Origin of the sequence: Pseudomonas sp. CK-NBRI-02 (assembly GCF_008124495.1) — a bacterium.
GTDB lineage: Bacteria > Pseudomonadota > Gammaproteobacteria > Pseudomonadales > Pseudomonadaceae > Aquipseudomonas > Aquipseudomonas guariconensis.
This window is the reverse complement of the sequence record NZ_VSJH01000031.1, coordinates 114,525-140,526: the sequence shown is the minus strand read 5'-3', so window position 1 is coordinate 140,526 and position 26,002 is coordinate 114,525. Positions and strand designations below refer to the sequence as shown.

Here is a 26,002-nt window from a genome sequence, read left to right as displayed (position 1 = left end):
TCAGGAACACGCCCCCAATGCTCCAAAACACACCAATCCCAAGCATCGTTTCCGCGACCCGGGCCGCTCGTCCCTCACCCACACGTACGGGCGCCCGCCAGCTATTCCAGGCGTGCAGCAAATTTTGCTTTGTAGACAACATCTGATTACTCACGGAACTTGAACACCAGCTGGCGAATGCGTCGCCAGGTCACGCGATTCCAGCGCCACGGCGGAATTTTCATCAACAACCCGAGCGCATAGCCCTTTTGCGAAACCACCGAGTGCTTGAGGGCTTTGTTCATCACGCAGGTCAATCCCGGCAGGTAGCCGGGATGATCTTGATAAGGGGCGATTGCCATCAGGTCATAGTCAAGCTGGCGCTTGTAGGCCGTCGTCGACATGTTACCCGGATGCTTGCGATACAGCGTCACCAGGTCAGGCAGAATATCCACGCGGTAACCCAGATAGGCGATCTTCAGGGTCATCTGGAAGTCTTGGATACGAATCTGCGGGTCGTAACCACCGACACGATCCATAGCCTCGCGTCGGTACATGGCCACCGGAGCCCCAACCGCACGGGCAGTGGCCAGCAACTCGGAAAAACTGAAAGCGCGTATCGGCTTGCACTTCTCGGCTTTCAAGCGCCGGCCATTGGCATCCACATACACAACCCCGGCGCCGACGCATCCGACTTCGGGATGTTGCTCAAGGTAGGCGACCTGCAGCGCCAGACGGCCTGGCAACATGACATCGTCGGAGTCCGGGGTCGCAATGTACTGACCGCGTGCATACTTGAGCGCTGTGTTGAGTGCCGCGCTCACACCCTGATTCTGCTGGCGATAAAACTGGAAACCATAACGCTCGCGCAAGGCTTCGATCCGCTGGGCACTGCCATCTTGCGAGCCGTCGTCGACGACGATCAGCTCGAAATTCGGGTAATCCTGTTCAAGGATGCTCAGCAGTGCTTCCTCGATGTACAGCTCGCGGTTGTAGCAAGGCACGAGCACGGAGACCAAGGGCGCGTCCGCGCCACCTTCTGCATCAGGTCCCGATGATGGACGAATGCTCAAACGCCCGACCTCCAATGCAATACCTCCGATCCCAGGCCAGCCGCCGTACTCAGGAAACGCTGCGAAGGAATGCGATCACCCATGCTCCTGGGCACGTAGAGAAACGCTGGGTAATCACCGTAGAAAACTCTAATCAGCATGTCCATCAGGCACAATATCGCGGCCTTCCCCCGCTCCTTGGTCATTGCGTGGCAGGCCATCATTTGGAAATCCTGCGTATCGAATCTGCACAGCGGCAAGGTGCCAGCTCCTAGTGCAGGGCGGCATCGTCGCACAATGGCACATAGATGCCTAGGGAAACTCCATACCCACCGGAAGCTTAACGTCGGATGGGTGTTTCCCCGATTTTTTCACCCTCTCTATATATGTAGTTATTTCTATAGAAATAGCAGCTTTCGCCGTGCATTTGGCCGCGAAACCGTAACCGAATAAGGCGAGGGCTTCCGGCGTGCTAAACTGCCAGCCGTTTTTCCTTCTGCCCCGCCGACACGGAACCTCCATGGCCAAACGCCAGCTCAACCGTCGCCAAAACTGGCGCATCGAAAAAATCCAAGGCGAGCGCGCCGCTCGCGCCGCCAAACGTGAGCAACACGCCCTGCAGAAGCTGGAAGGGGGTGATCTAGGCCCTGAGCAGTTGGGGCTGGTGATCGCTCACTTCGGCGTGCAGGTGGAGGTCGAGGCGCAGGATGGCGAGTCCAAGGGCCAGGTGTTTCGCTGTCATTTGCGAGCCAATTTACCGGCACTGGTCACTGGCGATCGGGTGGTATGGCGAGCGGGCAACCAGGGCAATGGTGTGATCGTCGCGCAGATGCCCCGCACCGCCGAGCTGTGCCGGCCGAACAATCACGGCCAGCTCAAGCCGGTCGCGGCGAATGTCGACCTGATCGTGATCGTCTTCGCTCCCGCACCCGAACCCCAGGCCAACCTGATCGACCGCTACCTGGTCGCCGCCGAACACGCAGGCATCCGCCCTCTTCTGCTGCTGAACAAGGCCGACCTGATCGATGAGCAGAACGGCCCGACCATCGAGGCCCTCCTGGCGGTTTACCGCGACCTGGGTTATCCCCTTCTTGAGGTTTCGGCTCATCAGGGCGAGGGCATGCAGCGTTTGCAGCAGACGCTGGACAAGCACATCAGCGTGTTCGTTGGCCAGTCCGGGGTCGGCAAGTCATCGCTGGTCAACAGCCTGTTGCCGGAGGTCAGGACTCGTGTGGGCGATCTGTCCGAATGGTCCGGCCAAGGCACGCACACTACCACCACAGCCCGCCTGTACCATTTCCCCAACGGTGGTGATCTGATCGACTCACCCGGCATCCGCGAATTCGGCCTGGGCCATGTCAGCCGCGACGATGTCGAGGCCGGCTTCATCGAGTTCCGCGAACTGCTCGGCCACTGCCGCTTCCGCGACTGCAAACACGACCGTGAACCCGGCTGCGCCTTGCTCCAGGCTCTGGATGACGGGCGCATCAAGCCACAGCGGATGAACAGCTACCGCTCGATCATCGCCAGCCTGCCGCAGGACACCTACTGAGTCATCCAGCGCGGGCCTGCCGAACAGTTCCCAGACAAAACAAGGCCGCGCCTGCAGCGATTGCAGGCGCGGCCTTATGTGGACTGGCCCAGCCCAGGTCTCATTCCTGGGTATTGTCCATTTTCAACACGCCATCTTCGAAGATGTTCAGCTTCTGGCGAAGCTCACGCGGCTGCATCGGCGCCTGAGCCGTATCGCCCGGGCCCGGCGCGGCCGGGGTAGCCGCCCCCGGCGCACCATTGGCCGGAACCTGTTCTGTCGCCGGCGGGGCCTGTGGCGTGCCCTGCTCGCCTTCGATGGTACGCTGGGCCTTCTTGGTCAGGACAATGATGTCGATGCGTCGGTTGACCGGGTTGAACGGGTCCTTGCGATCGAACAGCGACGACGAGGCATAACCCACCACCCGTGCCACCTGCTCATCCGGATACCCTCCGGCGACCAGCGCACGGCGCGCGGCGTTGGCGCGGTTGGCCGACAGTTCCCAGTTGCCGAACTCGCCAGTGCCGGCGTATGGCTTGGCATCGGTATGACCACTGATGCTGATCTTGTTCGGCACTGCCTTGATGGTGTCGGCCATGGCCAACAGGATGTCCTCGAAGTATGGCTGCAGGCGTGCACTGCCCAGGTCGAACATCGGCCGGTTCTCGGCATCCATGATCTGAATGCGCAGGCCGTCCTGGGTGATCTCGAACAGAATCTGGTCCTTGAACTTCTGCAGTTGCGGGTTTTCCTCGACCTTGTTCTGCAGTTCCTGCAACAGCAATTGCAAGCGCTCCTGCTCGACCTGCTCGGCCAAGGTCTCGACCTTGTCTTTGTCCAACTGGATGCTGGTGTCAGGTGTCGGCTCGGATTTTTCTTCCGGATTGATGGTTTTCTCCGGCGCCAATTGTGGCGAACCACCCAAGTCGATGACGTAGGGGGTGCCGCTCTCGGAGAAGCCTATCGGGTCCTTGAAATAGCCAGCGATGGCGAGCTTCTGTTCAGGCGTGGCCGTGGACAGCAGCCAGAGCACCAGAAAAAACGCCATCATCGCGGTGGCGAAGTCGGCAAAGGCGATCTTCCAGGCACCGCCGTGGTGACCGTCGCCAAAGCGCTTGACGCGCTTGACGATGATGGGCTGATTGTTCTCCATGATTTAGCGACCGCGAACCGCTTGTTCCAGCTCGGCGAAGCTTGGACGGTGCGCCGGATAAAGCACCTTGCGCCCGAACTCCACGGCCAGCGACGGCGGCATGCCAGAGGCAGAGGCCACCAGCGATGCCTTGATTGCCTCGTAGACGTTCAGCTCTTCCTTCGCGTCATGACGCAGGGCGTTGGCCAACGGACCAAAGAAGCCGTAGGCCGCGAGAATACCGAAGAACGTACCCACGAGCGCGGCGCCCACGTGCAGACCGATGGACTTCTGGTCGCCATCGCCCAGCGATGCCATGGTCACGACAATCCCGAGAACCGCGGCCACGATACCGAAGCCGGGCATGCCATCGGCGATGCCTGTCACCGCATGGGAAGGGTGCTCGAGCTCTTCTTTCATGTTCAACAGCTCCATGTCGAACAGGCCTTCGAGCTCGTGGGGCGCCATGTTGCCGGTGGACATGATGCGCAGGTAGTCGCAGATGAACGCGGTCATGCGCTCGTCGCCCAGAACGGCCGGGTATTTGGCGAAGATGGGGCTGGCGGCTGGGTCTTCGATATCACCCTCGATGGCCATCATGCCCTCGCGGCGGCTCTTGTTGAGGATCTCATAGACCAGGCCCAGCACCTCCAGGTAGAAGGTGTGAGTGAAACGGGTGCCGAACATCTTCAGCGACTTCTTGATCACATGCATGGTCATGTGACCAGGGTTGGCCTGAAGGAACGCACCGAAGGCCGCACCGCCGATGATCAGCACTTCGAACGGCTGGATCAGCGCCGCGATCTTGCCGTGGGATAGCACGTAGCCGCCGAGCACGCTCGCGAATACGACGATGATGCCGATAATTTTAGCCATAGGTTCAAAGCACTTGCTGTGGTGGTCAGGGTCAGGGGCGGGAGCTTTAAAACTCTTCTTCTACTTATCGACAGAACTGCGCCAGACTATAGGCACAAAATGCGAAAAGCCAGTTCGGACTGATGTCAAAATGCCAATGGACGCTAAGGTACCAAGCCAGATTCCACCCACGCTCGATGCCTGGGTAAAACTGCTCGATGGCATCCGCCTGCCAGTACCCAAGGAGAGTCATGACCGGGTACTGGCCGCCATCAACGATAGCCGGCGCTCTTTGCGCGACATCGCCGAACTCATGCAGGACAGCCCAGCGCTGGTGCTTTCGGTGATGCGCGAGGCGAACCATCCGGCCAACGCCAGCCAGGCCGAACCCGCCGAAAGCCTGGAAGTCGCCCTCAATCGCCTAGGTCTGGCCCGCACCGCGAGCCTGCTGGCACGTCTGCCTGCCGTCCCTGGCGAAGATATTCCGCCGGTACTGCGTCAGTTCCTGCTGATCAGCCAGCACGCTGCCCAGCAGGCCAGTGGCCTGTTCGCCAGCCGCCTGGCCCGGTTGTGGCAAGAGATCCATTGGGGCAGCCTGTTGTTCCTGTCACCACTGTGGCCCCTGGCTTTGGCCTACCCTAAATTGCTCGATGCCTGGGAACTGCGAGTCATCCACAAGGGCGAGGAGGCTGCCGAAGTCGAGCAGGCACTGTTCGGCGTGCGCATCGTGACCCTGTGCCAGGCCATGGCCGAGCAATGGCGCTTGCCCGGCTGGGTGACCCAGGGTTATCGCCTGCTGCTCGATGAGCGCGAACAATTAGCCCAGATCCTGACCATCGCGCGCGAGCAGGATGCCTTCTCCCAGCAACAGCGTCTGGATGAAGAGCCCGGGCTGCGCCGCTGGTTCAACCAACCGGCCAACACCGTGCTGCTGGCCAACGGACTGGCTCTGGCGGCGCAGGTGGGCTGGGACAACCCTCACCTACTGCGCTGGCAGTTGCTGACGGCCTTGTACCTACAAACCTCGCTCGACGATGTCCAGCAACAGGTTCACCAGCAAGCGGCAGCCAGTGCCCGGCACCACGCCCGGCACGCCCTGTTCCATCCCGCCGAAGCGCTGCTCTGGCCCTGGCACCAGCGGCGACCGCATCCGGACATGCTCGCACCTGAGCCACCCACCAGTAAGGATCTGGAACACTGGCGCAAAATCTGTGGCGAGTTGCTGGTCCAACCCAGCCCCTTCACCACCATCCTGCACCTTAGCACCCAGGCGCGCGAAGCCCTCCTGGCCTGCGGTATGCAGCGGGTCATGCTGCTGGCGCTCGACAGACCCAATGAATGCCTGCGTGTTCAGCAGACCGCAGGTCTGCCCCCGGAGGCAGCCTCGCTGGTGCTGCCACTGAACCAGAGCAAATTGTTGCAACGGCTGATGGGCCAGGCAGCGCAACTGCGCCTGACGCCGGAGAACCACGCCCAGTACTCGGCCTTGCTGCCAACTCCTTTGCGAGCACTGCTGTCCAGCGAGCATTTGTTGCTGCGCTCGCTGGCAGTCAACGGCCAGGTGACGATGCTGATGATCGCCGACCAAGGCGGCAGGCCCATGGCCGATGTCAGCGTGCAAGCTTTCGGCAAGACAGCCCAATGCACCGAGCGTGCCCTGTCGGCCTTTACCAACCGCAACGCTTGAGCCTTAGGCTACAATCGCCTCCTCTATTCCACCCTGGAGATCGTGGATGACTGACTTTTCCGGCTTGCCCCTGGTGATCGAACCGGCCGACCTGCTCGCGCGCCTGGATTCGCCACAGCTGATCCTCGTCGACCTGACCAGCGTCAATCGCTATGGCAGCGGGCACATCCCTGGCGCCCGGTTCGTCGATCCCAAGCGCACCCAGCTGGGACAACCACCGGCACCTGGATTGCTGCCGGCGCGGGCTGACCTGGAGAAGCTGTTCGGTGAACTCGAGCACCGGGACGATGCGGTCTATGTGGTGTACGACGATGAAGGGGGCGGCTGGGCCGGGCGCTTCATCTGGCTGCTCGATGTCATCGGGCACACGCGTTACCACTACCTCAATGGCGGCATCCAGGCCTGGCCCGCTGACAAGCTCAGCGTTGAAATCCCGCCAAGCGGCGGCAGCCCGGTCAGCCTGCAACTGCATGCAGAGCCCACCGCCACCCGCGAATACCTGCAAAGCCGACTGGGCGCGGCGGACCTGGCCATCTGGGACGCCCGCAGCCCCGGCGAGTACAAAGGCGAGAAAGTCCTGGCCGCCAAAGGCGGGCACATTCCCGGCGCGGTCAACTTCGAGTGGACCGCAGGCATGGACCTGAACGACCACCTGCGCATCCGCTCGGACATGGCCGACATCCTGCAACAACTCGGCATCACCCCGGACAAGGAAGTGATCACTCACTGCCAGACCCACCATCGTTCCGGCTTCACCTATCTGGTGGCCAAAGCCCTCGGCTATCCACGAGTGAAGGCCTACGCCGGCTCCTGGGGCGAATGGGGCAACCATCCGGACACGCCTGTAGAAGTTTGAAATTCCAAGGAAACCCAATGAAATCCCGTTTGTTCATCATCAGCCAGTACCTGCTGCCGCATCACCTGCTCTCGCGGCTGGCCGGCTGCGTCGCCGAATGCCGCGCCCGCTGGTTCAAGAACGCCTTCACCGCCTGGTTCGCCAAGCGCTACCAGGTGAACATGTCCGAGGCATTGGTCGAAGACCTGACCGCCTACGAACATTTCAACGCCTTCTTCACCCGCGCCCTGAAGCCAGGCGCCCGCCCGCTGGACGAAACCCCAGGCGCCATCCTGTGCCCGGCCGATGGTGCCGTCAGCCAGCTCGGCCCGATCGAGCATGGCCGTATCTTCCAGGCCAAAGGGCACAGTTTCAGTGCCCTGGAACTGCTTGGCGGCGATCCCGCCCTGGCCGCGCCCTTCATGGGGGGGGAGTTCGCCACTATCTACCTGTCGCCTAAGGACTACCATCGCGTGCACATGCCACTGGCCGGCACCCTGCGAGAAATGGTCTACGTGCCAGGCCGGCTGTTCTCGGTCAACCAGACCACTGCCGAGAACGTACCCGAGCTGTTCGCCCGCAACGAGCGTGTAGTCTGCCTGTTCGATACGGAGCGTGGCCCGATGGCTGTAGTGCTGGTCGGCGCAATGATCGTGGCCTCGATCGAGACGGTCTGGGCAGGCCTGGTCACGCCACCCAAGCGTGAACTCAAGACCTTCCGCTACGACGAAGGCAGCCGTGCCCCTATCCACTTGGAGAAAGGCGCCGAACTGGGCCGTTTCAAGCTGGGTTCGACCGCAATCGTGCTTTTTGGCCCAGAGCAGGTGAAGTGGGCGCAAAGCCTGGGTGCAGGCTCCGCGGTACGCATGGGCGAGTTGCTCGCACAGCCTGCCCAAGCCTGAGTCATCGCCACGAAAAAAGGCCCCGCACAGGCGGGGCCTTTTTCATGGTGCTACGTCATTAGGCGCCAACCTCAGCTACGCGCGTCGCGATCCCGTAGGCCCAGCAGGTACAGCACGCCATCGAGCCCCAGGGTGGAGATTGCCTGCTTGGCCGACTGGCGCACCAGCGGCTTGGCACGGAAAGCCACACCCAGGCCGGCCAGCGACAGCATCGGCAGGTCGTTGGCGCCATCACCCACGGCAATGGTCTGTTCCAACTGCAGGCCTTCTTCGCTCGCCAGTTGCTGCAGCAGATCGGCCTTGCGCTGCGCATCGACGATCGGCTCAACAGCGACGCCGGTGACCTTGCCGTCGACCACTTCCAGTTCGTTGGCAAAGACATAGTCGATGCCCAGGCGCGCTTGCACCTGCTTGGCGAAGTAGGAGAAGCCACCAGACAAGATCGCTGTCTTGTAGCCCAGCCGCTTGAGCTCGGCGAACAGGTGCTCGGCCCCCTCCGTCAGGCGCAGGGAAGCGCCGATCTGGTCCAGCACGCCAACATCCAAGCCCTTGAGCAAGGCCATGCGCTCCTTGAAGCTGGCACGGAAATCCAACTCACCGCGCATGGCGCGCTCGGTGATCGCCGCCACTTGCTCGCCCACCCCGGCGGCCTTGGCCAGCTCGTCGATCACTTCAGCCTCGATCAGCGTCGAGTCCATGTCGAACACGGCCAGGCGCCGGTTGCGGCGGAACAGGTCATCTTTCTGGAAGGCGATGTCGACGCTCAGCTCCTCGGCCAGGGCGAAGAAGTCCGCGCGCAGGGCCTGGGAATCACTCGGCTCGCCGCGTACGGAAATCTCGAGGCTGGCCTTGCTCTTCTCGCAGGAGGCATCCAGCGACACCCGAGCGGACAGGCGCTCGATGCGCTCGATGGTCAGGCCGTACTGGCTGATCACAGCACTGACCCGCTGCAACTGCTCCGGTGTCACTTTGCGGCTGAGCAACGTCACGATATGGCGTGCCTCGCCCTGGCTGTCGGCCCAATGCTGGTAGTCGGCCTCGGAAATGGGCGTGTAGCGGGCCTGCAGGTTCAGCGCATGAGCTTTGGCCTGAACGCTCTGCAGCAAGTTGGTGGCCACTTCGTTGTCCGGGATATCGACCAGAATGCCGAAGGACAGGGTGCCATGCATCACCGCCAGGCCGATGTCGAGAATGTTCACACCGCCCTGGACCAGGACGCCAGTGATGGCCGCAGTGAGACCGGGACGGTCTTCACCAGTGATGTTGATCAGGACGATTTCGCGCAAGACCGGGCTCCGACTTCGATGAAAAATGCGCATTCTACCGATTTTCCGTGACCATCGGGCACTACCGATACTTTGCCGACAAAACACGGCTCGCTATACTGCGCAACACCTTTTTCGCCATAAAGAGCCGCGCTCTGTGAACCGGCCCACGCCAGTCAAACCTGATAACTTCTTCCTGATGATCTTCCGAGCCCTGCGCCAGCGTCGCGTTCCGCTGGCTCTGCGCATCGCCAGCCACAATATTTTCCTGGTGGCCCTGGCGCTGGTGATCTATGCCTGCGTCATGGGTCTGCAGTTCCGGCAGGCCATGCATGAGCAGGCCGACGCCCTCGGCCAGAGCCTGACCATCCAGACCGCCAACTCGGCGACCGAGCTGCTGGTGTCGAATGACATCCTCAGCCTAAACGTATTGCTGGGCAATCTGGTGAAGAATCCGCTGGTGGCCCATGCGGCCATCTACAGCGTGGACAACCGCATGCTGGCCGAAGCCGGCCAACGGCCGAAGAACGGACTGCTGGGCGAGGCTGAAGGGCTTTACCAGACCAAGATCACCTTCCAGGACGTGACCGCCGGGCAACTGCGCATCAGCCTGGACATGAGTCAGTTCCAGCAGCCGATGACCATCAGCCTGCAGAGCATGGGTATCCTCGGCGGCATCCTGCTGGCCTTGGCACTGGCCCTGAGCCTGCGCCTGGGCCGTCACATCACCACGCCGCTCTTGCAGTTGCGCGTGTGGCTGCGCGACCCGCACCCATATACGCCTGCAACCGACCGTCAGGACGAGATCGGCGACCTGGCGCGTCAGTTGCACACCCGCCTGGCCCCCCCCCCCGCCGCCAGAACCGGAGGAAATCGAAGAAGATTTCGAGGACCTGGACGAAGTCGTCGTTACCCCCAAGGCCACGACAAAAACCAAGATCGCAACTGAAGACGACGAGGACGATGATGCCTTCGCCGGTCTGATCGACGCCGAGGACAGCCACGCCAAGCCTGTCGCTGCTGTGTCCGACGAGCCGCAGTACAGCGCCGTGCTCGCCGTGCAACTGGGCTCCCAGGAGCAACTGCGCCGCCTGCCCCGCACACGCCTGACCGAGTTGCTGGAGCGCTATCGCGACTGCCTGGAGCAGGCCGCATCGCTGTATGACGGCGAGACCTACACCCTCAACGATGGCAGCACCCTGTTGCTGTTCCACAGTCGCGACTGTGGCGAGGATTACCTGACCAATGCCATCTGCTGCGGCGAACTGCTACGGGCGCTGGGCCATGCCTTGCAGATCGAGGTGGCCGACAGTGGCATCACCCTGCAACTGCAGCTGGGCTTGGTCCTGGCAGACGACCTGCAGGGTCTGGAGCAGGTCGACCTGCTGATGACCGAAAAAGCTCAGGATGCCCTGGCGCTCTCGCAGCACAGCCGTAACTTGCTGCTGGTGGAGCGCAAGATCAGCGATGATGGACTGATTCGTCAACGAGCCCGCATCCGCCCGATAGCCAGCCCAGAAGGCGCCTGCTGCGTCGAGCGACTGATGGAGCCCTATCCGTCCATGCTCGAGCGCCAGTTGGCGCGCATGCACGAGCGCCGGGCCTGAGCTTCAGGAACGATTGGGGCCGAGCCAGCGCACCGTAGGAGCTGGCTCAACCTGCGAGGGTCCGTACACCGGCCTTCTAATTCGCAACCGTTCCAACAGCTCGAATCACCAGCACTTCACGAAGCAAAAAAAAGCCCGCATCGCTGCGGGCTTTTTTTTGTGTCTATCGGTTTAGAACCGGTAGACCTCCATGTCGGTCCGAATCGGCGAGGCCATCGGAATCTTTGGCTTCTCAGGCCCCTTCTTGACTTGAACCGGGGCGGACTTGCGTTGAGGCGGGGTCTCTTCAGCAATTGCCGGCTGGTTAGCCAGCGGTTTGACCGCAACACTGAGCTGCTCGGCCAGCTTCTGCAGCAATTGCCCCTGGGCCTGCACCTGGGACGCCTCGGAGCCCTCGTGTGGCTGCTCCAGGTGAACGATACGGTTATCCCGTACCTTGCCGCGACGATCGAGCAGGCGCCACTGGGCGTCGAGAATCGCCGGCTGGTTCTTGCCCGAATCCAGGCGGGTAATCGACAGCAACACTTGCACGTCAGGATTGAAACCGGCGGTCGCCGGGGCCAGGACCACGCGCTGGCTGTCCAGACGCCAGGCCAATTGGCGAACCAGCAACTGATCGATGTCCGAGGACAAACTGCCGGCCCAACGACCGTCGGTCGCCGAGGTCAGGCTGCCATCAGGCTGACGCTGCAGGAAGGTTTCACGTTGCAGGTAATCGGCGACCGATACCGGGCCGAGCACAACCGCCATGCCGGCGCTCTGCGAGGGCTGGCCTGGATCACCGCTGTCCAGCTGATACAAGGCTACCGGCTGATGCATGCTGCATCCGCTCAGTCCCAGCAGACCTGTCATCAACAGCGCAAATGGAAGGCGCAGAAATTTCATTCATCCCATCCAAGCGGTCGCCCAGGGGCAAACCGCAGTGATACTCATGTAGATTCTTACGGGCACACGGCCACGCCGGTACCGCAAGGGCACTATCATCCGCGAAATAACCGCCCGACTCCAGCATTTCTGCCTGAAATGACGCTGTAATTGCCGCTTCAGACAGACAGCCGGTTCACTCAGGGCGTTCAACCGCCATGCCATCCACGCGCTGGAAGCCACGCGGCAGCTTGCTGCCACGCCGTCCCCGCTCGCCTTTGTAATGCTCAAGATCGTCAGGCTTGAGAGATAGCGTACGCTTGCCCGCTTGCAATACAAGGGTCGCCCCCTCACTCACTACCGCAAGGTCAGTGACAAACTCTTCACGGCTGGCGACCCGGTCACCGGGCACGCCGATGATCTTGTTGCCCTTGCCTTTGCCCAATTGCGGCAGATCGCTGACCTTGAAGATCAGCAGGCGACCTTCGGTGGTCACCGCAGCCAGCCAGTCCTGCTCCCGGTCCGTCACCGGCCTTGGAGTCATGACCTTGGCGCCGTTGGGCAGGCTGAGCAGCCCTTTGCCGGCCTTGTTCTTCGCCTGCAGGTCTTCGCCTTTGACCACGAAGCCGTAGCCGGCGTCGGAGGCTACCACATAGAGCGCATCGTCATCAGGCAGCAGCACGCATTCGAAGCTCGCGCCCGGTGGCGGCGTCAGACGACCGGTCAGCGGTTCACCCTGGCCACGTGCCGAAGGCAAGCTGTGGGCAGCCAGCGAATAGCTGCGCCCGGTGGAATCGATGAACACGGCGTACTGATTGGAGCGGCCCGCGGCAGCGCCCTTGAAGCCATCACCGGCCTTGTAGGACAGGCCTGTGGCATCGATGTCATGCCCCTTGGCGCAGCGTACCCAGCCCTTCTCGGAAAGCACGACGGTAACAGGCTCGGTCGGCATCAGCTCGTTTTCCGAGAGTGCCTTGGCCTCAGCTCGCTCGACGATCGGCGAGCGGCGGTCGTCGCCGTAGGTCTCGGCATCCTTGATCAGCTCACTGCGCACCAGCTTGCGCAGCTTGGCATCGCTGCCCAGCAGCGCCAGCAGCTTGGCCTGTTCCTTCAGCAGTTCGTCCTGCTCGCCGCGGATCTTCATCTCTTCCAGGCGCGCCAGCTGACGCAGGCGGGTCTCGAGGATGTAATCGGCCTGAACCTCGGTGAGGTCGAAGCGAGCGATCAGAGCCTGCTTGGGCTGGTCTTCGGTGCGAATGATGTGGATGACTTCATCCAGGTTGAGAAACGCTGTGAGCAAGCCTTCCAACAGATGCAGGCGTTTCTCGACCTTCTCCAGACGGTGCTGCAAGCGGCGGCGGACGGTACCGATGCGGTACTCCAACCATTCGAGCAGCAAGGCACGCAGGTTCTTCAGCTGCGGCCGGCCGTCCAGACCGATGATGTTGACGTTGACCCGATAGCTGCTCTCGAGGTCCGTGGTGGCGAACAGATGCTGCATCAGTTCGTCGGTATCCACCCGGTTCGAACGCGGGATGATGACGATACGGCAGGGGTTCTCATGATCCGACTCATCGCGCAGGTCGGCGACCATCGGCAGCTTCTTGGCCTGCATTTGCGCGGCGATCTGCTCCAACACCTTGGCACCGGAGACCTGGTGCGGCAGGGCCGTCACCACGATGTCGCCGTCTTCTACCCGGTACACGGCGCGCATGCGGATCGAGCCACGGCCGCTCTCGTAGAGCTTGAGGATCTCGGCGCGGGGCGTGACGATCTCGGCTTCGGTCGGATAGTCCGGCCCCTGGATGTGCTCGCACAGTTGCTCGATGGTGGCCTTGGGCTCGTCGAGCAGGCGCACGCAAGCGCTGGCGACTTCACGCAGGTTGTGCGGTGGCACGTCGGTGGCCATGCCCACGGCGATGCCGGTGGTGCCGTTGAGCAGGATGTTCGGCAGGCGCGCCGGCAACACGGCAGGCTCCTGGAGCGTGCCATCGAAGTTCGGCACCCAGTCGACAGTGCCCTGGCCCAGCTCGCTGAGTAACACCTCCGAATAACGCGACAGGCGCGCCTCGGTGTAACGCATAGCGGCGAATGACTTCGGATCGTCCGGCGCACCCCAGTTGCCCTGGCCATCGACCAGGGTATAGCGGTAGCTGAATGGCTGGGCCATCAGCACCATGGCCTCGTAGCAGGCCGAGTCGCCATGGGGGTGGAACTTGCCGAGCACGTCACCGACGGTGCGCGCCGATTTCTTGTGCTTGGCATCGGCATCGAGCCCCAACTCGCTCATGGCGTAAACGATGCGTCGTTGCACCGGCTTCAGACCGTCGCCGATATGCGGCAAGGCACGGTCCATGATCACGTACATGGAGTAGTTGAGGTAGGCCTGTTCGGTGAAGTCAGCCAAGGAGCGGCGTTCGACGCCTTCGAGACTGAGTTCCAGTGAGTCGCTCATGCGGGCCTCGTCATTTCAGGTTCTGGCGCGACGGCAACTACCGCCGCGCCGGGTAAATTCAAATCGGCCGGCAAGCCTACGGCTTGGCGTTCCAGCCACCTTCAGGGGCCGCGAAACGCCAGACGATTGGACGAGCCTCACCATCGGCACGATCGCCGTTGTTGTTGTCCACACCCACCCAGGCACCTTTGGCGTCGATCACCAACGCCTCGGCCAGCCCATACGGTTGGTCGTAGCGGCGCGATTCAACCAAGGCATCGGCGGCGAACGACCAGCAACGCTCGACCTGCCCGCTCTCGCTGTCACGGCGGCAGATGCGATAGGCGTTGCGTTCGAGGGTGTACAGTTTGCCCTCGTACCATGCCAGGTCGGAGAAGTCCCGCGCCATGGCCTGCGGATTGGGCATTTGCTTGGGCTGCATTTCGACGCCCGCCTCGCTGAGCAACACACAGCTGCGTGCGCAGTTCCAGACCGACTGCTGGCGTTCTATCAGCAGCAGACCGCGTCGCTCCCGCTCGGCCGCCAGCCACAGACGATCCCCGGACGGGTGGACTGCCAGCCCTTCGAACAGTGCATTGAAGTGCAGCAGCATGCCGCTGGCACGCGCCTGGCGCACCATGGCCGGGTCGATCTTCAGCCAGCGCGGTTCGCCATCGGCAGGCAGTTGCAACACCGCGGCATGGGCTTCGCTGATCAGGTAGAAGTTGCCGGCCTGATCACAGCTGATGCCCTCGAAGTCAAGCTCGCCGCCGCGGATATAAGAGGCCGCCCAATTACGCGACTTCAATCCCCAAGGCAGACCGCTCTCCGGCACCGGTGGCGGGGTGAACGTCAGTGGCTGGGCACGCCAGGTCCGGTCCTGCTGATCGAGGCGGTAGATGCGGTCGTCGTCCCGGTCGGACACCGTCCACAAGGCCCCACGGCACCAGGCCAGGCCCGACAGGTTGCCACCGCGCATGCCATCGACCGGGTGTTCCTCGCTCATCTTGAGCTCAGGCCAGTTGGCCGCCAGGCTCGGCAAGGCGACCAACAGCAGGCAGACCGCTGCGAGCAGGCGGGTCAAACCAGTACCTCGGCGAGATTACCTTTGGTCTCCAGCCAGCTCTTGCGATCGCCGGCGCGCTTCTTGGCCAGCAGCATGTCCATGATCTCGGTGGTGCCCTGCACATCGTCCAGGGTCAGCTGGACCAGGCGCCGGGTGTTCGGATCCATGGTGGTCTCGCGCAACTGCGGTGGGTTCATCTCGCCCAGCCCCTTGAATCGGGTGACCTGCGGTTTGCCACGTTTCTTCTCGGCCACCAGGCGGTCCAGGATGCCGTCGCGTTCCGCCTCGTCGAGGGCGTAGTAGATCTCCTTGCCCAGGTCGATGCGATACAGCGGTGGCATGGCCACGTACACGTGACCGGCTTCCACCAGCGGGCGGAAGTGCTGAACGAACAAGGCACATAGCAGCGTGGCGATATGCAGACCGTCGGAGTCGGCGTCGGCGAGGATGCAGATCTTGCCGTAGCGCAACTGCGACAGGTCCGCAGCGCCCGGATCGACCCCGATGGCCACGGCGATGTTGTGCACCTCCTGGCTGGCGAGGACTTCGCCACCATCGACTTCCCAGGTGTTGAGGATCTTGCCGCGCAGGGGCAGGATCGCCTGGAACTCCTTGTCACGCGCCTGTTTGGCCGAACCGCCGGCCGAGTCACCTTCGACCAGGAACAGCTCGGCACGCATCGGGTCCTGGCCTGCGCAGTCGGCCAGCTTGCCAGGCAGTGCCGGGCCTTGGGTGATGCGCTTGCGTTCGACCTTCTTGCTCGCCTTCAGACGACGCCCAGCGTTGCTGATGGCCAGCTCCGCCAATTGCATGCCCAGCTCGGGGTGGGCATTGAGCCACAGGCTGAACGCATCCTTGACCACGCCGGAAACGAACGCCGCCGCCTCGCGGGATGACAGGCGCTCCTTGGTCTGGCCAGAGAACTGTGGCTCCTGCATCTTCATGGACAAGACGAAAGTGATGCGCTCCCAGACATCCTCGGGCGCCAGCTTGACGCCACGCGGCAGCAGGTTGCGAAACTCGCAGAACTCGCGCATCGCATCCAGCAGCCCCTGGCGCAGCCCATTGACGTGCGTGCCGCCCTGGGCGGTGGGGATCAGGTTGACATAGCTTTCCTGGACGCTGTCGCCGCCCTCGGGCAACCATAGCAAGGCCCAGTCGACCGCCTCCTTGTTGCCCGCGAGGCTGCCGCAGAACGGCTCGTCGGGCAGACGCATGAACTCGCTGACCGAATCGACCAGGTACGAGCGCAGGCCGTCCTCGTAATGCCATTCGACCTTTTCGCCGCTGGCTTTGTCTTCGAAGCTGACTAGAAGGCCTGGGCAAAGCACGGCCTTGGCCTTGAGCACATGCTTGAGGCGGCTGATGGAAAACTTAGGTGAATCGAAGTATTTCGGGTCGGGGCTGAAATAGACGCTGGTGCCAGTGTTGCGCTTGCCAACAGTGCCGACCACCTCCAGTTCGCTGGCCTTGTAGCCATCGGCGAAGGTCATCTGGTACTCGGTGCCATCGCGCTTGACGCGTACGCGGACTTGGCTGGACAAGGCGTTGACCACCGAGATGCCCACCCCATGCAGGCCGCCGGAGAATTGGTAGTTCTTGTTGGAGAACTTGCCGCCAGCATGCAGCTTGGTGAGGATCAGCTCGACCCCGGACACCCCCTCCTCGGGGTGAATGTCCACCGGCATGCCGCGACCATCGTCGCAGACTTCCAGCGAATGATCGGCGTGGAGAATCACCTGTACCGAACGGGCGTGGCCGGCCAGGGCTTCGTCGACACTGTTGTCGATGACTTCCTGGGCCAGGTGGTTGGGCCGGCTGGTATCGGTATACATGCCCGGCCGCTTGCGGACCGGGTCAAGGCCCGAGAGGACTTCGATGGCGTCTGCGTTATAGGCGCTAGCGCTGGGATTGGCCATGGGTTCTCGTCGTCAGTCTGGTGAATGCAAAAAGTCAAAATACAGAAAAATCGAGCGCCGCATACTGCCCGCGCGCAATGCCGGCGAAGGCCAGCAATGCCGGAAGACGCTCGGCGAAACCCTGGAAACCGTGGTCGCCGCCAGCCTGGATGCGCAGGGCACAAGCTCGGTAATAGCGCTCGGCATGGCGATAATCCAGGGTTTCATCGGCGGTCTGCAACCATACCTGATAGCGGTTGGCATCCAGGGGGGGCGGCACCTCCAGCTCGGCCAGGGCGTGTACATGGTCCAGGGTCAGCTCCCAGGTCTCGTCGGTGTACAGGTTGCGCTGGGTGCCGAGGTATCCGTCGAACAGCCGGTGCGGTCCGACCGCCGGGTTGATGAGCAGTGCCTTCAGGCCATGGCGCTCGGCCAGGTAGGTGGCATAGTAGCCGCCGAGCGAACTGCCCACCAGTAAAGGGTGGCCCAGCTCGGCGATGGCCCCTTCGAGCTGGGCAATGGCCTGACGCGGGTGGTGATGCAAGGCAGGCACACGCAGTTGGTCGGCCAGGCCCAGTTGCTGCATCACCGCCTCGAGTTGGAGGGCTTTCCTCGACAGCGGCGAGCTGTTGAAGCCGTGGATATAAAGGATGGAACCCGACATGCTGCCCCCGGAGTGTACTGCGGCGCGCCCGTCCGTGCGGGCGCAGGGACGCGCAGTGTAGCTTGTTCGCTGGGTTTTGGCGCAGCTTCGGGCTTTTCGCAACAAATTCTTCACGCCGCAGGCGGCCAAGGGCTTGCATCTTGTTCGCGGGCCCTTACCTGGAGCACACCGAGCCTCAATACCCCGGACTGTTGAAATCCAGCTGTACGTTGAAATCCCGGGCCCGCTCGAACCCACTCTCGACTCGCCCATCGCCATGCAAGCGCAACCACCGGTAACCGGGCTGCTCCTCGCTGACCTGGAAGTCCTCACTGTTGGGGGCGAACTGGATGCAGGTCGAGGGCGTGGCCAACAGACGAACACCTTCACGCCGCTCATCCCAAGGCTGGTGGATATGCCCCCAGAGCACTGCCCTTACCTGTGTATAACCGCGCAGTCGCTTCCATAGTTCATCGGCATTGCGCAGGCCGATCGGCGCGATCCAGGCACAACCGATGTCCACAGGCTGATGGTGCAGGCAGACCAGGCAGTGACGCTCCCCCGCTCCAGCCAGGGCTTGCTCCAGCAGGGCCAGTTGATCGTCGGCGAGCCAACCATGGGTGGCATCGGGCACGTTCGAGTTGAGCATGACAATGCGCCAGGCGCCCAGATCGGTCACCGCCTGCACCAGGTCGCTGCCCTGCGCGAACTCGGCCATCACCTTGGCCTCATCGTGATTGCCCGGCAGCCAGCGGCTCGGCGCACCCAACACCGCAGTCAGCTGGCGGAAGGCTTCATAGGACGCGACGCTGCCATCCTGGGACAGATCACCGGTGCACAGCAGTAAGTCCGGTTGCGGCTGCTCGCGCCGCACTTGCTCGACCACATGCTGCAAGCTGTCGCGGGTATTCATGCCCAGCAGGGTGCCGCCCGCGTCCGCGAACAGGTGGGCGTCGGTCAGTTGCACCACCTGCAGGGGTGCCGAGGCTTGAGGGAGATTGAATTGCGGCAACGGCCGGCTCCTCGAACGGATTCAGCGCGATTATGGGATGCCGAAGGGGCCGGAGCAAAGGGCTGAAACCGACCGCCGTCACATTTCAGCGAACGGCTTCCAACTCATGGCCGCAGGCCAGGCAGTGGCTGAGCCATTCACCCAGGAACAGGTTGAGCTGAGCTTTTTCATCCGGCTGGTGCATGGCCGCGTTGGGATAGGGATAGATGCTGCGCAGGCGCCGGGTATGCTCGGCACTGACCACTTCGGCCATGCGTGCATCGTGGTACACCTGCACCTCCAGATGCGGCACCGGCAACCAGGGCAGGCTGTGTTCCTGACGCACGCGCAGGGTGGTGGTGTAGGGGCACGCCAGCACCACGTCGAGCACCAGCACGCCCAGCATCTGGTCACCTTGGGTCATGCCGATGCGCCGCGAGCTCTGGGTGGTGCGCATGTCTGGCAACAGACGCATCAGGCGGGCGTAGTTGGCCTCGCAGGCTGCCTGCAGCCCGGCCAGGTCGACCCGATAGCGCTCGCGTAACAGGTTCACGACCACATCCCTCGCACTTCCGCACGGTTCAGCGCCAACCATTGCAGGCCGATGATGGTCGCGGCGTTGCAGATACGCCCGTCACGCACAGCCTGCAGGGCGTCCTCGAACGACCAGACGCGCACGCGGATGTCCTCGCCTTCTTCCTCAAGACCATGCAGCCCGCCGGCGCCTTCGCTGGAGCAGCGCCCCAGGAACAGGTGCACGTACTCGTCACTGCCTCCGGGCGACGGGAAGTAGCGGGTCATGGGCCACAGTGCGCTGAAGGTCAGGCCGGCTTCCTCCTGAGCTTCGCGGTGGGCGACCTCCTCGGGCTCCTCGTCCTTGTCGATGAGCCCGGCGACCATCTCGATCAGCCAAGGGTTCTCGACCTTGCCCAAGGCACCGACGCGGAACTGCTCGATCAGTACCACCTCGTCACGCTGAGGATCGTATGGCAGCACACAGACCGCATCATGGCGCACGAACAGTTCCCGGCTGATCTCCCGCCCCATGCCGCCAGCGAACAACTCATGGCGCAAGCGCACCTTGTCGAGCCGGTAGAAGCCCTGGAAGCAGTTGGCCTGCTCGACGATCTCGACCGCCTTGGGCACTGAATTCAACGTATCTGACATGGGAATCCTCGTTACCTCATTTACCGCATCGCGCCATCCTACTCTGCGAGCCGTCGTGTTTCACCCCTTTCCAACGACCGTTCAGGCGGCCAGGACAGAGCGTCTCTACTCTGTTAGCTTAGTGGCGAACTGAAGGCCGCGCCGACGGTCGAAGCTCGACTCCATCTGTTCTGCAAGGATCATCATGACGCTTGTCAAACTGACTTCCGTGGCTGTGCTGGCATTGGCCCTTGGCGCCTGCCAAAGCCTGTTCGAGCCCAACTACCGAGCCCCGCTCGAGGTCAAGCGCGACGCCTGGGAACACGTCAAACCCGGTTGCAGCGAGAGCGACTGCCCACTGGTGAACATCGACACCATTCATTTCCCGGCCCTGCCCAAGCTCGACGCCATCGTCGAACAGCGCCTGCTGCAGCTGACCGAAGACAACCAGCGCAGCACCGCGCCTACCTCGCTGCAAGCCTATGAGCAGCAATACCTGGCCAGTGCCGAAAAACGCAACAGCAGCTACCTGCAGGCCAAGGTACGCGAGCAGCATGACGGGCTGGTGATCATCGAACTGTCCAGCTATCTGGACAGCGGTGGCGCCCACGGCATGCCGGGGCGCGGGTTCATCAACTATTCGCGCAAGCTGGACAAGGTCCTGACCCTGCAGGACATGCTGCTGCCGGGCCAGGAGGAGACCTTCTGGAAGACGGTCGAGGAGTCCCACCGCGCCTGGATGATCAGCACCGGCATGGACAAGGACCCCGAATTCATCAAGACCTGGCCGTTCCGCAAGTCCCCGCACGTGGCGCTGACCTATGGCGCGGTGGTGGTCAAGTACGAAGTCTATGCCATTGCGCCCTATTCCATGGGCCACATCGAACTGAAGATCCCCTATCCACGCCTCAATGGCGTGCTCAAGCCCGAGCTGTTTCCTGGCCGCGGCTGAGGCTCAGCAGGCCATGCAGTACCCCTGCCAGCAGCAGTGCCGGCAGGGTCGCCCCCAGCTCCGGTGCGACATTGGCCATGAAGTGATATGCCGCCACCCCCACCGCCCAGGCGACCAGCGCCTGCCAGTGTAAGCCACTGATCGCCGCCGGCATCTGCCGACGACGAATGACGAAGTGGTCCATCAGCACGACACCGAACAACGGCGCGAACACCGATCCGATCAACAGCAAGAAGTTCTGGTACTGCGCCAGCGGCGCCAGCAGGGCGATCAATGTGCACAGCACGCCGATGGCCAGGGCCAGGTGCTCGACCTTCATGCGCACCAGCAAACCCGTAGACACGGCAGCAGAATGGATGTCGGCAAAGGCGTTCTCCGACTCATCCAGCAAGATCAGCAGCAGTGGAATACCCAGACCTGCCCCCGCCAAGGCCAGTAGCAGTGCATTGACCTCACCGCTCGGCGCGAAGGCCAGGGTGTAGGCCACGCCCAAGCTCATCAGCCAGGCATTGCCAATGAAAAAGCCCAGCGCCGTACCGCCGAACACGCGGCTGGCTCGCTGGCCGAAACGTGAGTAGTCGGCGATCAACGGCAACCACGACAACGGCATGGCGATGACGATGTCAAAGCCCACCGCCAGCGACATCGAGCCATCGCCCGCCTGGCGCCACAGGCCCGCCAGGTCCGCCTTGGCGAACAGGTTCCAGGTCAGCCACAGGCACGCCCCGAGCAGCAGCCAGATACCCCATTTGCGCAGCACCTTGCGCACGAAGGTCAGTGGGCCGCTCACCGCCAGCAAGGTGGCCAGAGCGCCAAAGCACAAGGTCCAGAGCAGAGGGCTGCTCCAGCCGCTGCCCTCGCCGAACGCCCGGGTGCCGAGCAGGCTGGCGGCATCGCGCATGACGATGATCTCAAACGCCCCCCACCCCACCAGTTGCAACAAGTTGAGCAGCGCCGGCAGACGCGCGCCATGACGCCCCAGGCTCAGGCGCAGGGTGGCCATGGCCGATAGCCCGGTGTCGCTGCCGATGACCCCGGCCGCCGCCAACAGCAGCACGCCTACCGCGGAGCCCAGCGCGATCGCCAGCACCGAGCCTGCCAAGCCAAGGCCTGCCGCCAGTAGCGCGCCGACCTGCAGGACCATCAGGCCGATGCCGAGGGAGAACCAGAGGGAAAACAGGTCGCGGGCGCCGAATTGGCGCTGCCCGTGAGGGACCGGGTGGTCGGGGGAGAAGTGGCTGGGAGTGGTCATCGGCGGGCTTACCAGAGTTGTTGTTGGGGATACCGAGTCCAACTGACGAAGGGCACAGCCCTGTGGGAGTGGGTTTACCCACGAATGCGTCAGTGAACTCAGCATTCGCAGGTAAACCCGCCCCCACAGGGCCGTGCCCCACACAGAAAAATGTGCCCCTCCCACAGGAAGGGGCCGGGATGCGTTACACCTTTTTATACAGCTGGCTGCCTTCCTGACGGAACCGCTCGGCCTGCTCGCGCATGCCTTCTTCCACGGACACATCCGTCGCCTCGATACGCTGATTGGCTGCGTACTCACGGACTTCCTGGGTGATCTTCATGGAGCAGAACTTCGGCCCGCACATCGAGCAGAAGTGCGCGACCTTGGCCGACTCCTTGGGCAACGTCTCGTCGTGGAACGCACGGGCGGTGTCCGGGTCCAGGCCGAGGTTGAACTGGTCTTCCCAACGGAACTCGAAGCGTGCCTTGGACAAGGCATTGTCGCGGATCTGTGCCCCAGGATGGCCCTTGGCCAGGTCAGCGGCGTGCGCGGCGATCTTGTAGGTGATGATGCCGGTCTTTACGTCGTCCTTGTTCGGCAGGCCAAGGTGCTCCTTGGGCGTCACGTAGCAGAGCATGGCGCAGCCGAACCAGCCGATCATCGCGGCACCGATACCGGAGGTGATGTGATCGTAGCCAGGGGCGATGTCGGTGGTCAGCGGACCCAGCGTATAGAACGGCGCCTCATCGCAGCACTCGAGCTGCTTGTCCATGTTTTCCTTGATCAACTGCATCGGCACGTGGCCCGGGCCTTCGATCATGCACTGCACGTCATGCTTCCAGGCGATCTTGGTCAGCTCGCCCAGGGTTTCCAGCTCACCGAACTGGGCCGCGTCGTTGGCATCGGCGATCGAGCCCGGACGCAGGCCGTCGCCCAGCGAGAAGCTGACGTCGTAGGCCTTCATGATTTCGCAGATCTCGTCGAAGTGCGTGTACAGGAAGTTTTCCTTGTGATGCGCCAGGCACCACTTGGCCATGATCGAGCCACCACGGCTGACGATACCGGTGACCCGCTTGGCGGTCAGCGGTACGTAGCGCAGCAGCACGCCGGCATGGATGGTGAAGTAGTCCACGCCCTGCTCGGCCTGTTCGATCAGGGTGTCGCGGAACAGCTCCCAGGTCAGGTCTTCGGCCACACCGCCGACCTTTTCCAGGGCCTGGTAGATCGGCACGGTGCCGATCGGCACCGGCGAGTTGCGGATGATCCACTCGCGGGTTTCGTGAATGTGCTTGCCGGTGGACAGGTCCATGACCGTGTCCGAACCCCAGCGGATGCCCCAGGTCAGCTTGGCCACTTCTTCCTCGATCGAGGACCCCAGGGCACTGTTGCCGATGTTGCCGTTGATCTTCACCAGGAAGTTACGGCCGATGATCATCGGCTCGAGTTCCGGGTGGTTGATGTTGGCGGGGATGATCGCGCGGCCGCGGGCGATTTCCTCGCGCACGAACTCAGGGGTGATTTCCTTGGGAATGCTGGCACCGAAGCTGTGCCCGGCGTGCTGCTGGTCCAGCAGGCCAGCGGCACGGGCCTCCTGCAGCTTCATGTTCTCGCGGATGGCGACGTATTCCATCTCGGCGGTGATGATGCCCTGACGTGCATAGTGCATCTGGGTGACGTTGGCGCCTGGCTTGGCACGGCGCGGGTTGCGCACGTGGGCGAAACGCAGCTTGGCCAGTTCGGGGTCGTTCAGGCGCTGCTGACCGAAGTTCGAGCTCAGGCCATCCAGGCGCACGGTATCGCCACGGGCCTCGATCCACGCCGAGCGCACATCGCCCAAGCCTTTGCGCACATCGATGACGACGTTGGGATCGGTGTAGGGACCAGAAGTGTCGTACACCAGCACCGGCGCATTCTGCTCGCCACCGAAGTCCGTGGGCGTGTCATGCAGGCTGATCTCGCGCATGGGTACGCGGATATCGGGGCGCGAGCCTTCGACATAGACCTTGCGCGAACGGGGGAAAGGTTGCACGGACTGCTGGTCGACTTGCGCCGACTCGCTGAGGTGGATCGATTTTTCTTGTTGGCTCATCACAGGCTCTCCAGACAGCGTGGAATGTCGGGGAGAACCTGAAGGGGCGCGGATACACCTAGGACGGTGCGGTGCCGGATGCGAGAAGTGCCTTGAGCTTGAGCTTCGACAATCCCGGACCTGGCACAAGATCTCGCCGGGAAAGCGAGCAATCTTGTTCCCTACGCAGGCGCTAACCTGATCAGGTTCAACGGGATCCGGAACTATCCGATCTCAGCCTTCGATTCAAGGCACCCCGACAAGAACATGCGCAGTCTAGACTCAAGTGGTCGGCAAAGCCAAGCGTGTAGCTTGGCGAATGATGAAAGGCACGTCAGGCGATTGTTGCCAGGTGCGCCCGGCACTACACTGGCCATCGCTCGATACTCAACAGTTCAGAAATTCATTTCAAGGATTGCCTATGCTGCGCAAACTCTCACTGGCGATAGCCGTGTCTTGTGCGTCCAACGCAGTGGTCTGGGCAGCGGATATGCCCACGACGGTGAAAACCGACCTGGTCAGCGTTTACCAGGAGGCGGTCGACAACAACGCCGACCTGGCCGCCGCCCGCGCCGACTACGGCGCTCGTCGCGAAGTGGTCCCCCAGGCCAGGGCCGGACTGCTGCCGAACCTGTCGGCCGGTGCCGAGATGCTCAACACTCGCACCAAGATCGACGAGCCCTCCATCACGTCCAACCGCAGCGGCAATTCCTGGAGCGCCACACTGGCGCAGCCGATCTTCCGTGCCGACCGCTGGTTCCAGTTGCAGGCAGCCGAAGCCGTCAATGAACAGGCGGCCCTCGAGCTGTCGGCCACCGAACAGAACCTGATTCTGCAAACCGCCGAAAACTACTTCGCGGTACTGCGCGCCCAGGACAACCTGGCCTCGACCAAAGCCGAGGAAGCGGCCTTCAAGCGCCAGCTGGACCAGTCCAACGAGCGCTTCGACGTCGGCCTTTCGGACAAGACCGACGTGCTGCAGTCCCAGGCCAGTTACGACACCGCCCGGGCCAACCGGATCATCGCCGAGCGCCAGGTACAGGATGCCTTCGAGGCCCTGGTGACCCTGACCAACCGCGAATACAGCTCGATCCAGGGCGTGGTCCATACCCTACCGGTGCAGGTGCCAATCCCCAACGATGCCAAGGCCTGGGTCGATACCGCGGCGCGGCAGAACCTCAACCTGCTTGCCACCAACCATGCCGTGACCGCCGCCGAGGAAACCCTGCGCCAGCGCAAGGCCGGCCACGCCCCGACGCTCGATGCTGTGGCCAAGTACCAAAAAGGCGACAATGACAGTCTCGGCTTCACCAACCCCTCGCCCTTCGGGCGCTACAGCGGCGACGTGGAGCAGACCAGCATCGGCCTTCAGTTGAACATCCCGATCTACAGTGGCGGGCTGACCAGTTCCCAAGTGCGCGAAGCGTACCAGCGCCTGAGCCAGAGCGAACAGCAGCGCGAAAGCCTGCGTCGTCAGGTGGTGGAGAACACCCGCAACCTGCACCGCGCAGTGAACACAGACGTGGAACAGGTACAGGCGCGCAAGCAATCGATCATTTCCAACCAGAGTGCCCTGGAGGCTACCGAGATCGGCTATCAGGTCGGTACCCGCAACATCGTCGACGTACTCGATGCCCAGCGCCAGCTTTACACCTCGGTGCGCGACTACAACAACAGCCGCTACGACTACATCCTCGACAACCTGCGCCTCAAGCAAGCCGCCGGGACGCTCAGTCCGCAGGACCTGCAGGACTTGGGCCGCTATCTGAAAGCCGACTACAACCCGGACAAGGACTTCCTCCCACCCGACCTGGCAGCCGCGGCGGCAAAGAACTTCGAGCGGCGACCTTGAGGACGCGCT

The 26,002-nt window shown here is 62.7% G+C and carries 20 protein-coding genes, 1 pseudogene and 1 riboswitch; of the genes and pseudogenes, 7 read left to right on the top strand and 14 right to left on the bottom strand.

What is annotated here, in order from left to right:
• Positions 1-146: 146 nt before the first annotated feature.
• On the bottom strand, positions 147-998 hold the full coding sequence (locus DQ397_RS18895; protein ID WP_269475618.1) for a glycosyltransferase family A protein: 852 nt from the start codon (positions 996-998) through the stop codon (positions 147-149).
• A gap of 553 nt (positions 999-1,551) precedes the next feature.
• Between DQ397_RS18895 and rsgA the strand changes: the two genes are divergently transcribed.
• Positions 1,552-2,583, top strand: a complete 1,032-nt coding sequence (gene rsgA / locus DQ397_RS18890; protein ID WP_043211994.1) for a small ribosomal subunit biogenesis GTPase RsgA — start codon at positions 1,552-1,554, stop codon at positions 2,581-2,583.
• A gap of 100 nt (positions 2,584-2,683) precedes the next feature.
• On the opposite strand, the gene motB is transcribed toward rsgA, so the two are convergent.
• Together motB and motA are read right to left on the bottom strand one after the other, a co-directional pair.
• Positions 2,684-3,715 (bottom strand): flagellar motor protein MotB, encoded by a 1,032-nt coding sequence (motB, locus tag DQ397_RS18885; RefSeq protein ID WP_043211995.1) that lies wholly within the window; start codon positions 3,713-3,715, stop codon positions 2,684-2,686.
• Between the two features lie 3 nt (positions 3,716-3,718).
• Positions 3,719-4,570: a flagellar motor stator protein MotA gene (motA, locus tag DQ397_RS18880; RefSeq protein ID WP_043211996.1), complete on the bottom strand. Its 852-nt coding sequence runs from the start codon at positions 4,568-4,570 to the stop codon at positions 3,719-3,721.
• Positions 4,571-4,700: 130 nt separating this feature from the next.
• Between motA and DQ397_RS18875 the strand changes: the two genes are divergently transcribed.
• Genes DQ397_RS18875 through asd form a run of 3 tightly spaced genes read left to right on the top strand, consistent with a single transcriptional unit; the run spans position 4,701 to position 7,973 of the window.
• On the top strand, positions 4,701-6,236 hold the full coding sequence (locus DQ397_RS18875) for an HDOD domain-containing protein (RefSeq protein ID WP_043211998.1): 1,536 nt from the start codon (positions 4,701-4,703) through the stop codon (positions 6,234-6,236).
• A 46-nt stretch (positions 6,237-6,282) separates the two neighbouring features.
• The gene (locus tag DQ397_RS18870; RefSeq protein ID WP_043212000.1) at positions 6,283-7,092 is read left to right on the top strand and encodes a rhodanese-like domain-containing protein; all 810 of its coding nucleotides are present in this window, start codon (positions 6,283-6,285) and stop codon (positions 7,090-7,092) included.
• 17 nt (positions 7,093-7,109) lie between these two features.
• Positions 7,110-7,973, top strand: a complete 864-nt coding sequence (asd, locus tag DQ397_RS18865) for an archaetidylserine decarboxylase (RefSeq protein ID WP_043212003.1) — start codon at positions 7,110-7,112, stop codon at positions 7,971-7,973.
• Positions 7,974-8,044: 71 nt separating this feature from the next.
• Here asd and serB read toward each other — a convergent pair whose 3' ends face one another.
• Positions 8,045-9,259 carry a phosphoserine phosphatase SerB gene (gene serB / locus DQ397_RS18860; protein ID WP_043212004.1) on the bottom strand — a complete coding sequence of 405 codons (1,215 nt, stop codon included), beginning with the start codon at positions 9,257-9,259 and terminating at the stop codon, positions 8,045-8,047.
• 136 nt (positions 9,260-9,395) lie between these two features.
• Here serB and DQ397_RS18855 point away from each other — a divergent pair.
• Positions 9,396-10,845 (top strand): annotated as a pseudogene (locus tag DQ397_RS18855) (histidine kinase).
• 171 nt (positions 10,846-11,016) lie between these two features.
• Here the strand turns inward: DQ397_RS18855 and DQ397_RS18850 are convergent.
• From DQ397_RS18850 to DQ397_RS18815, 8 genes are all read right to left on the bottom strand, one after another.
• A complete protein-coding gene (locus DQ397_RS18850; protein ID WP_070571122.1) occupies positions 11,017-11,730 on the bottom strand; it encodes a membrane integrity-associated transporter subunit PqiC in 714 nt (237 codons plus the stop codon).
• Positions 11,731-11,905: 175 nt separating this feature from the next.
• The gene (gene parC / locus DQ397_RS18845) at positions 11,906-14,164 is read right to left on the bottom strand and encodes a DNA topoisomerase IV subunit A (RefSeq protein WP_043215890.1); all 2,259 of its coding nucleotides are present in this window, start codon (positions 14,162-14,164) and stop codon (positions 11,906-11,908) included.
• 76 nt (positions 14,165-14,240) lie between these two features.
• Entirely contained in the window at positions 14,241-15,149 is a 909-nt protein-coding gene (locus DQ397_RS18840; RefSeq protein WP_372240775.1) for an esterase-like activity of phytase family protein, read from the bottom strand.
• Positions 15,150-15,223: 74 nt separating this feature from the next.
• Entirely contained in the window at positions 15,224-17,128 is a 1,905-nt protein-coding gene (parE, locus tag DQ397_RS18835) for a DNA topoisomerase IV subunit B (RefSeq protein ID WP_070571120.1), read from the bottom strand.
• A gap of 34 nt (positions 17,129-17,162) precedes the next feature.
• Entirely contained in the window at positions 17,163-17,771 is a 609-nt protein-coding gene (locus DQ397_RS18830) for a YqiA/YcfP family alpha/beta fold hydrolase (protein ID WP_043215928.1), read from the bottom strand.
• A gap of 175 nt (positions 17,772-17,946) precedes the next feature.
• Positions 17,947-18,762, bottom strand: coding sequence for a 3',5'-cyclic-AMP phosphodiesterase (gene cpdA, locus DQ397_RS18825; RefSeq protein WP_102081290.1), 816 nt, complete (start codon positions 18,760-18,762; stop codon positions 17,947-17,949).
• A gap of 85 nt (positions 18,763-18,847) precedes the next feature.
• The gene (locus DQ397_RS18820; RefSeq protein ID WP_043207338.1) at positions 18,848-19,300 is read right to left on the bottom strand and encodes a DUF1249 domain-containing protein; all 453 of its coding nucleotides are present in this window, start codon (positions 19,298-19,300) and stop codon (positions 18,848-18,850) included.
• Positions 19,291-19,908, bottom strand: coding sequence for an NUDIX domain-containing protein (locus DQ397_RS18815; RefSeq protein ID WP_043207336.1), 618 nt, complete (start codon positions 19,906-19,908; stop codon positions 19,291-19,293). The genes DQ397_RS18820 and DQ397_RS18815 overlap by 10 nt, the downstream gene beginning before the upstream one ends.
• Before the next feature lie 184 nt (positions 19,909-20,092).
• Between DQ397_RS18815 and DQ397_RS18810 the strand changes: the two genes are divergently transcribed.
• Positions 20,093-20,839 carry an RsiV family protein gene (locus DQ397_RS18810; protein WP_043207334.1) on the top strand — a complete coding sequence of 249 codons (747 nt, stop codon included), beginning with the start codon at positions 20,093-20,095 and terminating at the stop codon, positions 20,837-20,839.
• Here DQ397_RS18810 and cytX read toward each other — a convergent pair.
• Positions 20,808-22,091: a putative hydroxymethylpyrimidine transporter CytX gene (gene cytX, locus DQ397_RS18805; RefSeq protein ID WP_148921595.1), complete on the bottom strand. Its 1,284-nt coding sequence runs from the start codon at positions 22,089-22,091 to the stop codon at positions 20,808-20,810. The two genes, DQ397_RS18810 and cytX, sit on opposite strands and share 32 nt — an antisense overlap.
• A gap of 184 nt (positions 22,092-22,275) precedes the next feature.
• Positions 22,276-24,162, bottom strand: coding sequence for a phosphomethylpyrimidine synthase ThiC (thiC, locus tag DQ397_RS18800; protein ID WP_043207332.1), 1,887 nt, complete (start codon positions 24,160-24,162; stop codon positions 22,276-22,278).
• A gap of 141 nt (positions 24,163-24,303) precedes the next feature.
• A riboswitch (TPP riboswitch) is annotated at positions 24,304-24,410 on the bottom strand.
• 152 nt (positions 24,411-24,562) lie between these two features.
• On the opposite strand from thiC, the gene DQ397_RS18795 reads away from it, so the two are divergent.
• On the top strand, positions 24,563-25,993 hold the full coding sequence (locus DQ397_RS18795; protein WP_043207331.1) for a TolC family outer membrane protein: 1,431 nt from the start codon (positions 24,563-24,565) through the stop codon (positions 25,991-25,993).
• The last annotated feature ends 9 nt before the right edge of the window (positions 25,994-26,002 follow it).

Coding starts and splice junctions, on each gene's coding strand:
- asd (WP_043212003.1), top strand. CDS start 7,110: ATGAAATCCCGTTTGTTCATCATCAGCCAGTACCTGCTGCCGCATCAC.
- cytX (WP_148921595.1), bottom strand. CDS start 22,091: ATGACCACTCCCAGCCACTTCTCCCCCGACCACCCGGTCCCTCACGGG.
- rsgA (WP_043211994.1), top strand. CDS start 1,552: ATGGCCAAACGCCAGCTCAACCGTCGCCAAAACTGGCGCATCGAAAAA.
- DQ397_RS18870 (WP_043212000.1), top strand. CDS start 6,283: ATGACTGACTTTTCCGGCTTGCCCCTGGTGATCGAACCGGCCGACCTG.
- motA (WP_043211996.1), bottom strand. CDS start 4,570: ATGGCTAAAATTATCGGCATCATCGTCGTATTCGCGAGCGTGCTCGGC.
- DQ397_RS18795 (WP_043207331.1), top strand. CDS start 24,563: ATGCTGCGCAAACTCTCACTGGCGATAGCCGTGTCTTGTGCGTCCAAC.
- DQ397_RS18875 (WP_043211998.1), top strand. CDS start 4,701: ATGCCAATGGACGCTAAGGTACCAAGCCAGATTCCACCCACGCTCGAT.
- DQ397_RS18810 (WP_043207334.1), top strand. CDS start 20,093: ATGACGCTTGTCAAACTGACTTCCGTGGCTGTGCTGGCATTGGCCCTT.
- DQ397_RS18830 (WP_043215928.1), bottom strand. CDS start 17,771: ATGTCGGGTTCCATCCTTTATATCCACGGCTTCAACAGCTCGCCGCTG.
- parE (WP_070571120.1), bottom strand. CDS start 17,128: ATGGCCAATCCCAGCGCTAGCGCCTATAACGCAGACGCCATCGAAGTC.
- DQ397_RS18815 (WP_043207336.1), bottom strand. CDS start 19,908: ATGTCAGATACGTTGAATTCAGTGCCCAAGGCGGTCGAGATCGTCGAG.
- DQ397_RS18840 (WP_372240775.1), bottom strand. CDS start 15,149: ATGAGCGAGGAACACCCGGTCGATGGCATGCGCGGTGGCAACCTGTCG.
- thiC (WP_043207332.1), bottom strand. CDS start 24,162: ATGAGCCAACAAGAAAAATCGATCCACCTCAGCGAGTCGGCGCAAGTC.
- parC (WP_043215890.1), bottom strand. CDS start 14,164: ATGAGCGACTCACTGGAACTCAGTCTCGAAGGCGTCGAACGCCGCTCC.
- motB (WP_043211995.1), bottom strand. CDS start 3,715: ATGGAGAACAATCAGCCCATCATCGTCAAGCGCGTCAAGCGCTTTGGC.
- DQ397_RS18850 (WP_070571122.1), bottom strand. CDS start 11,730: ATGAAATTTCTGCGCCTTCCATTTGCGCTGTTGATGACAGGTCTGCTG.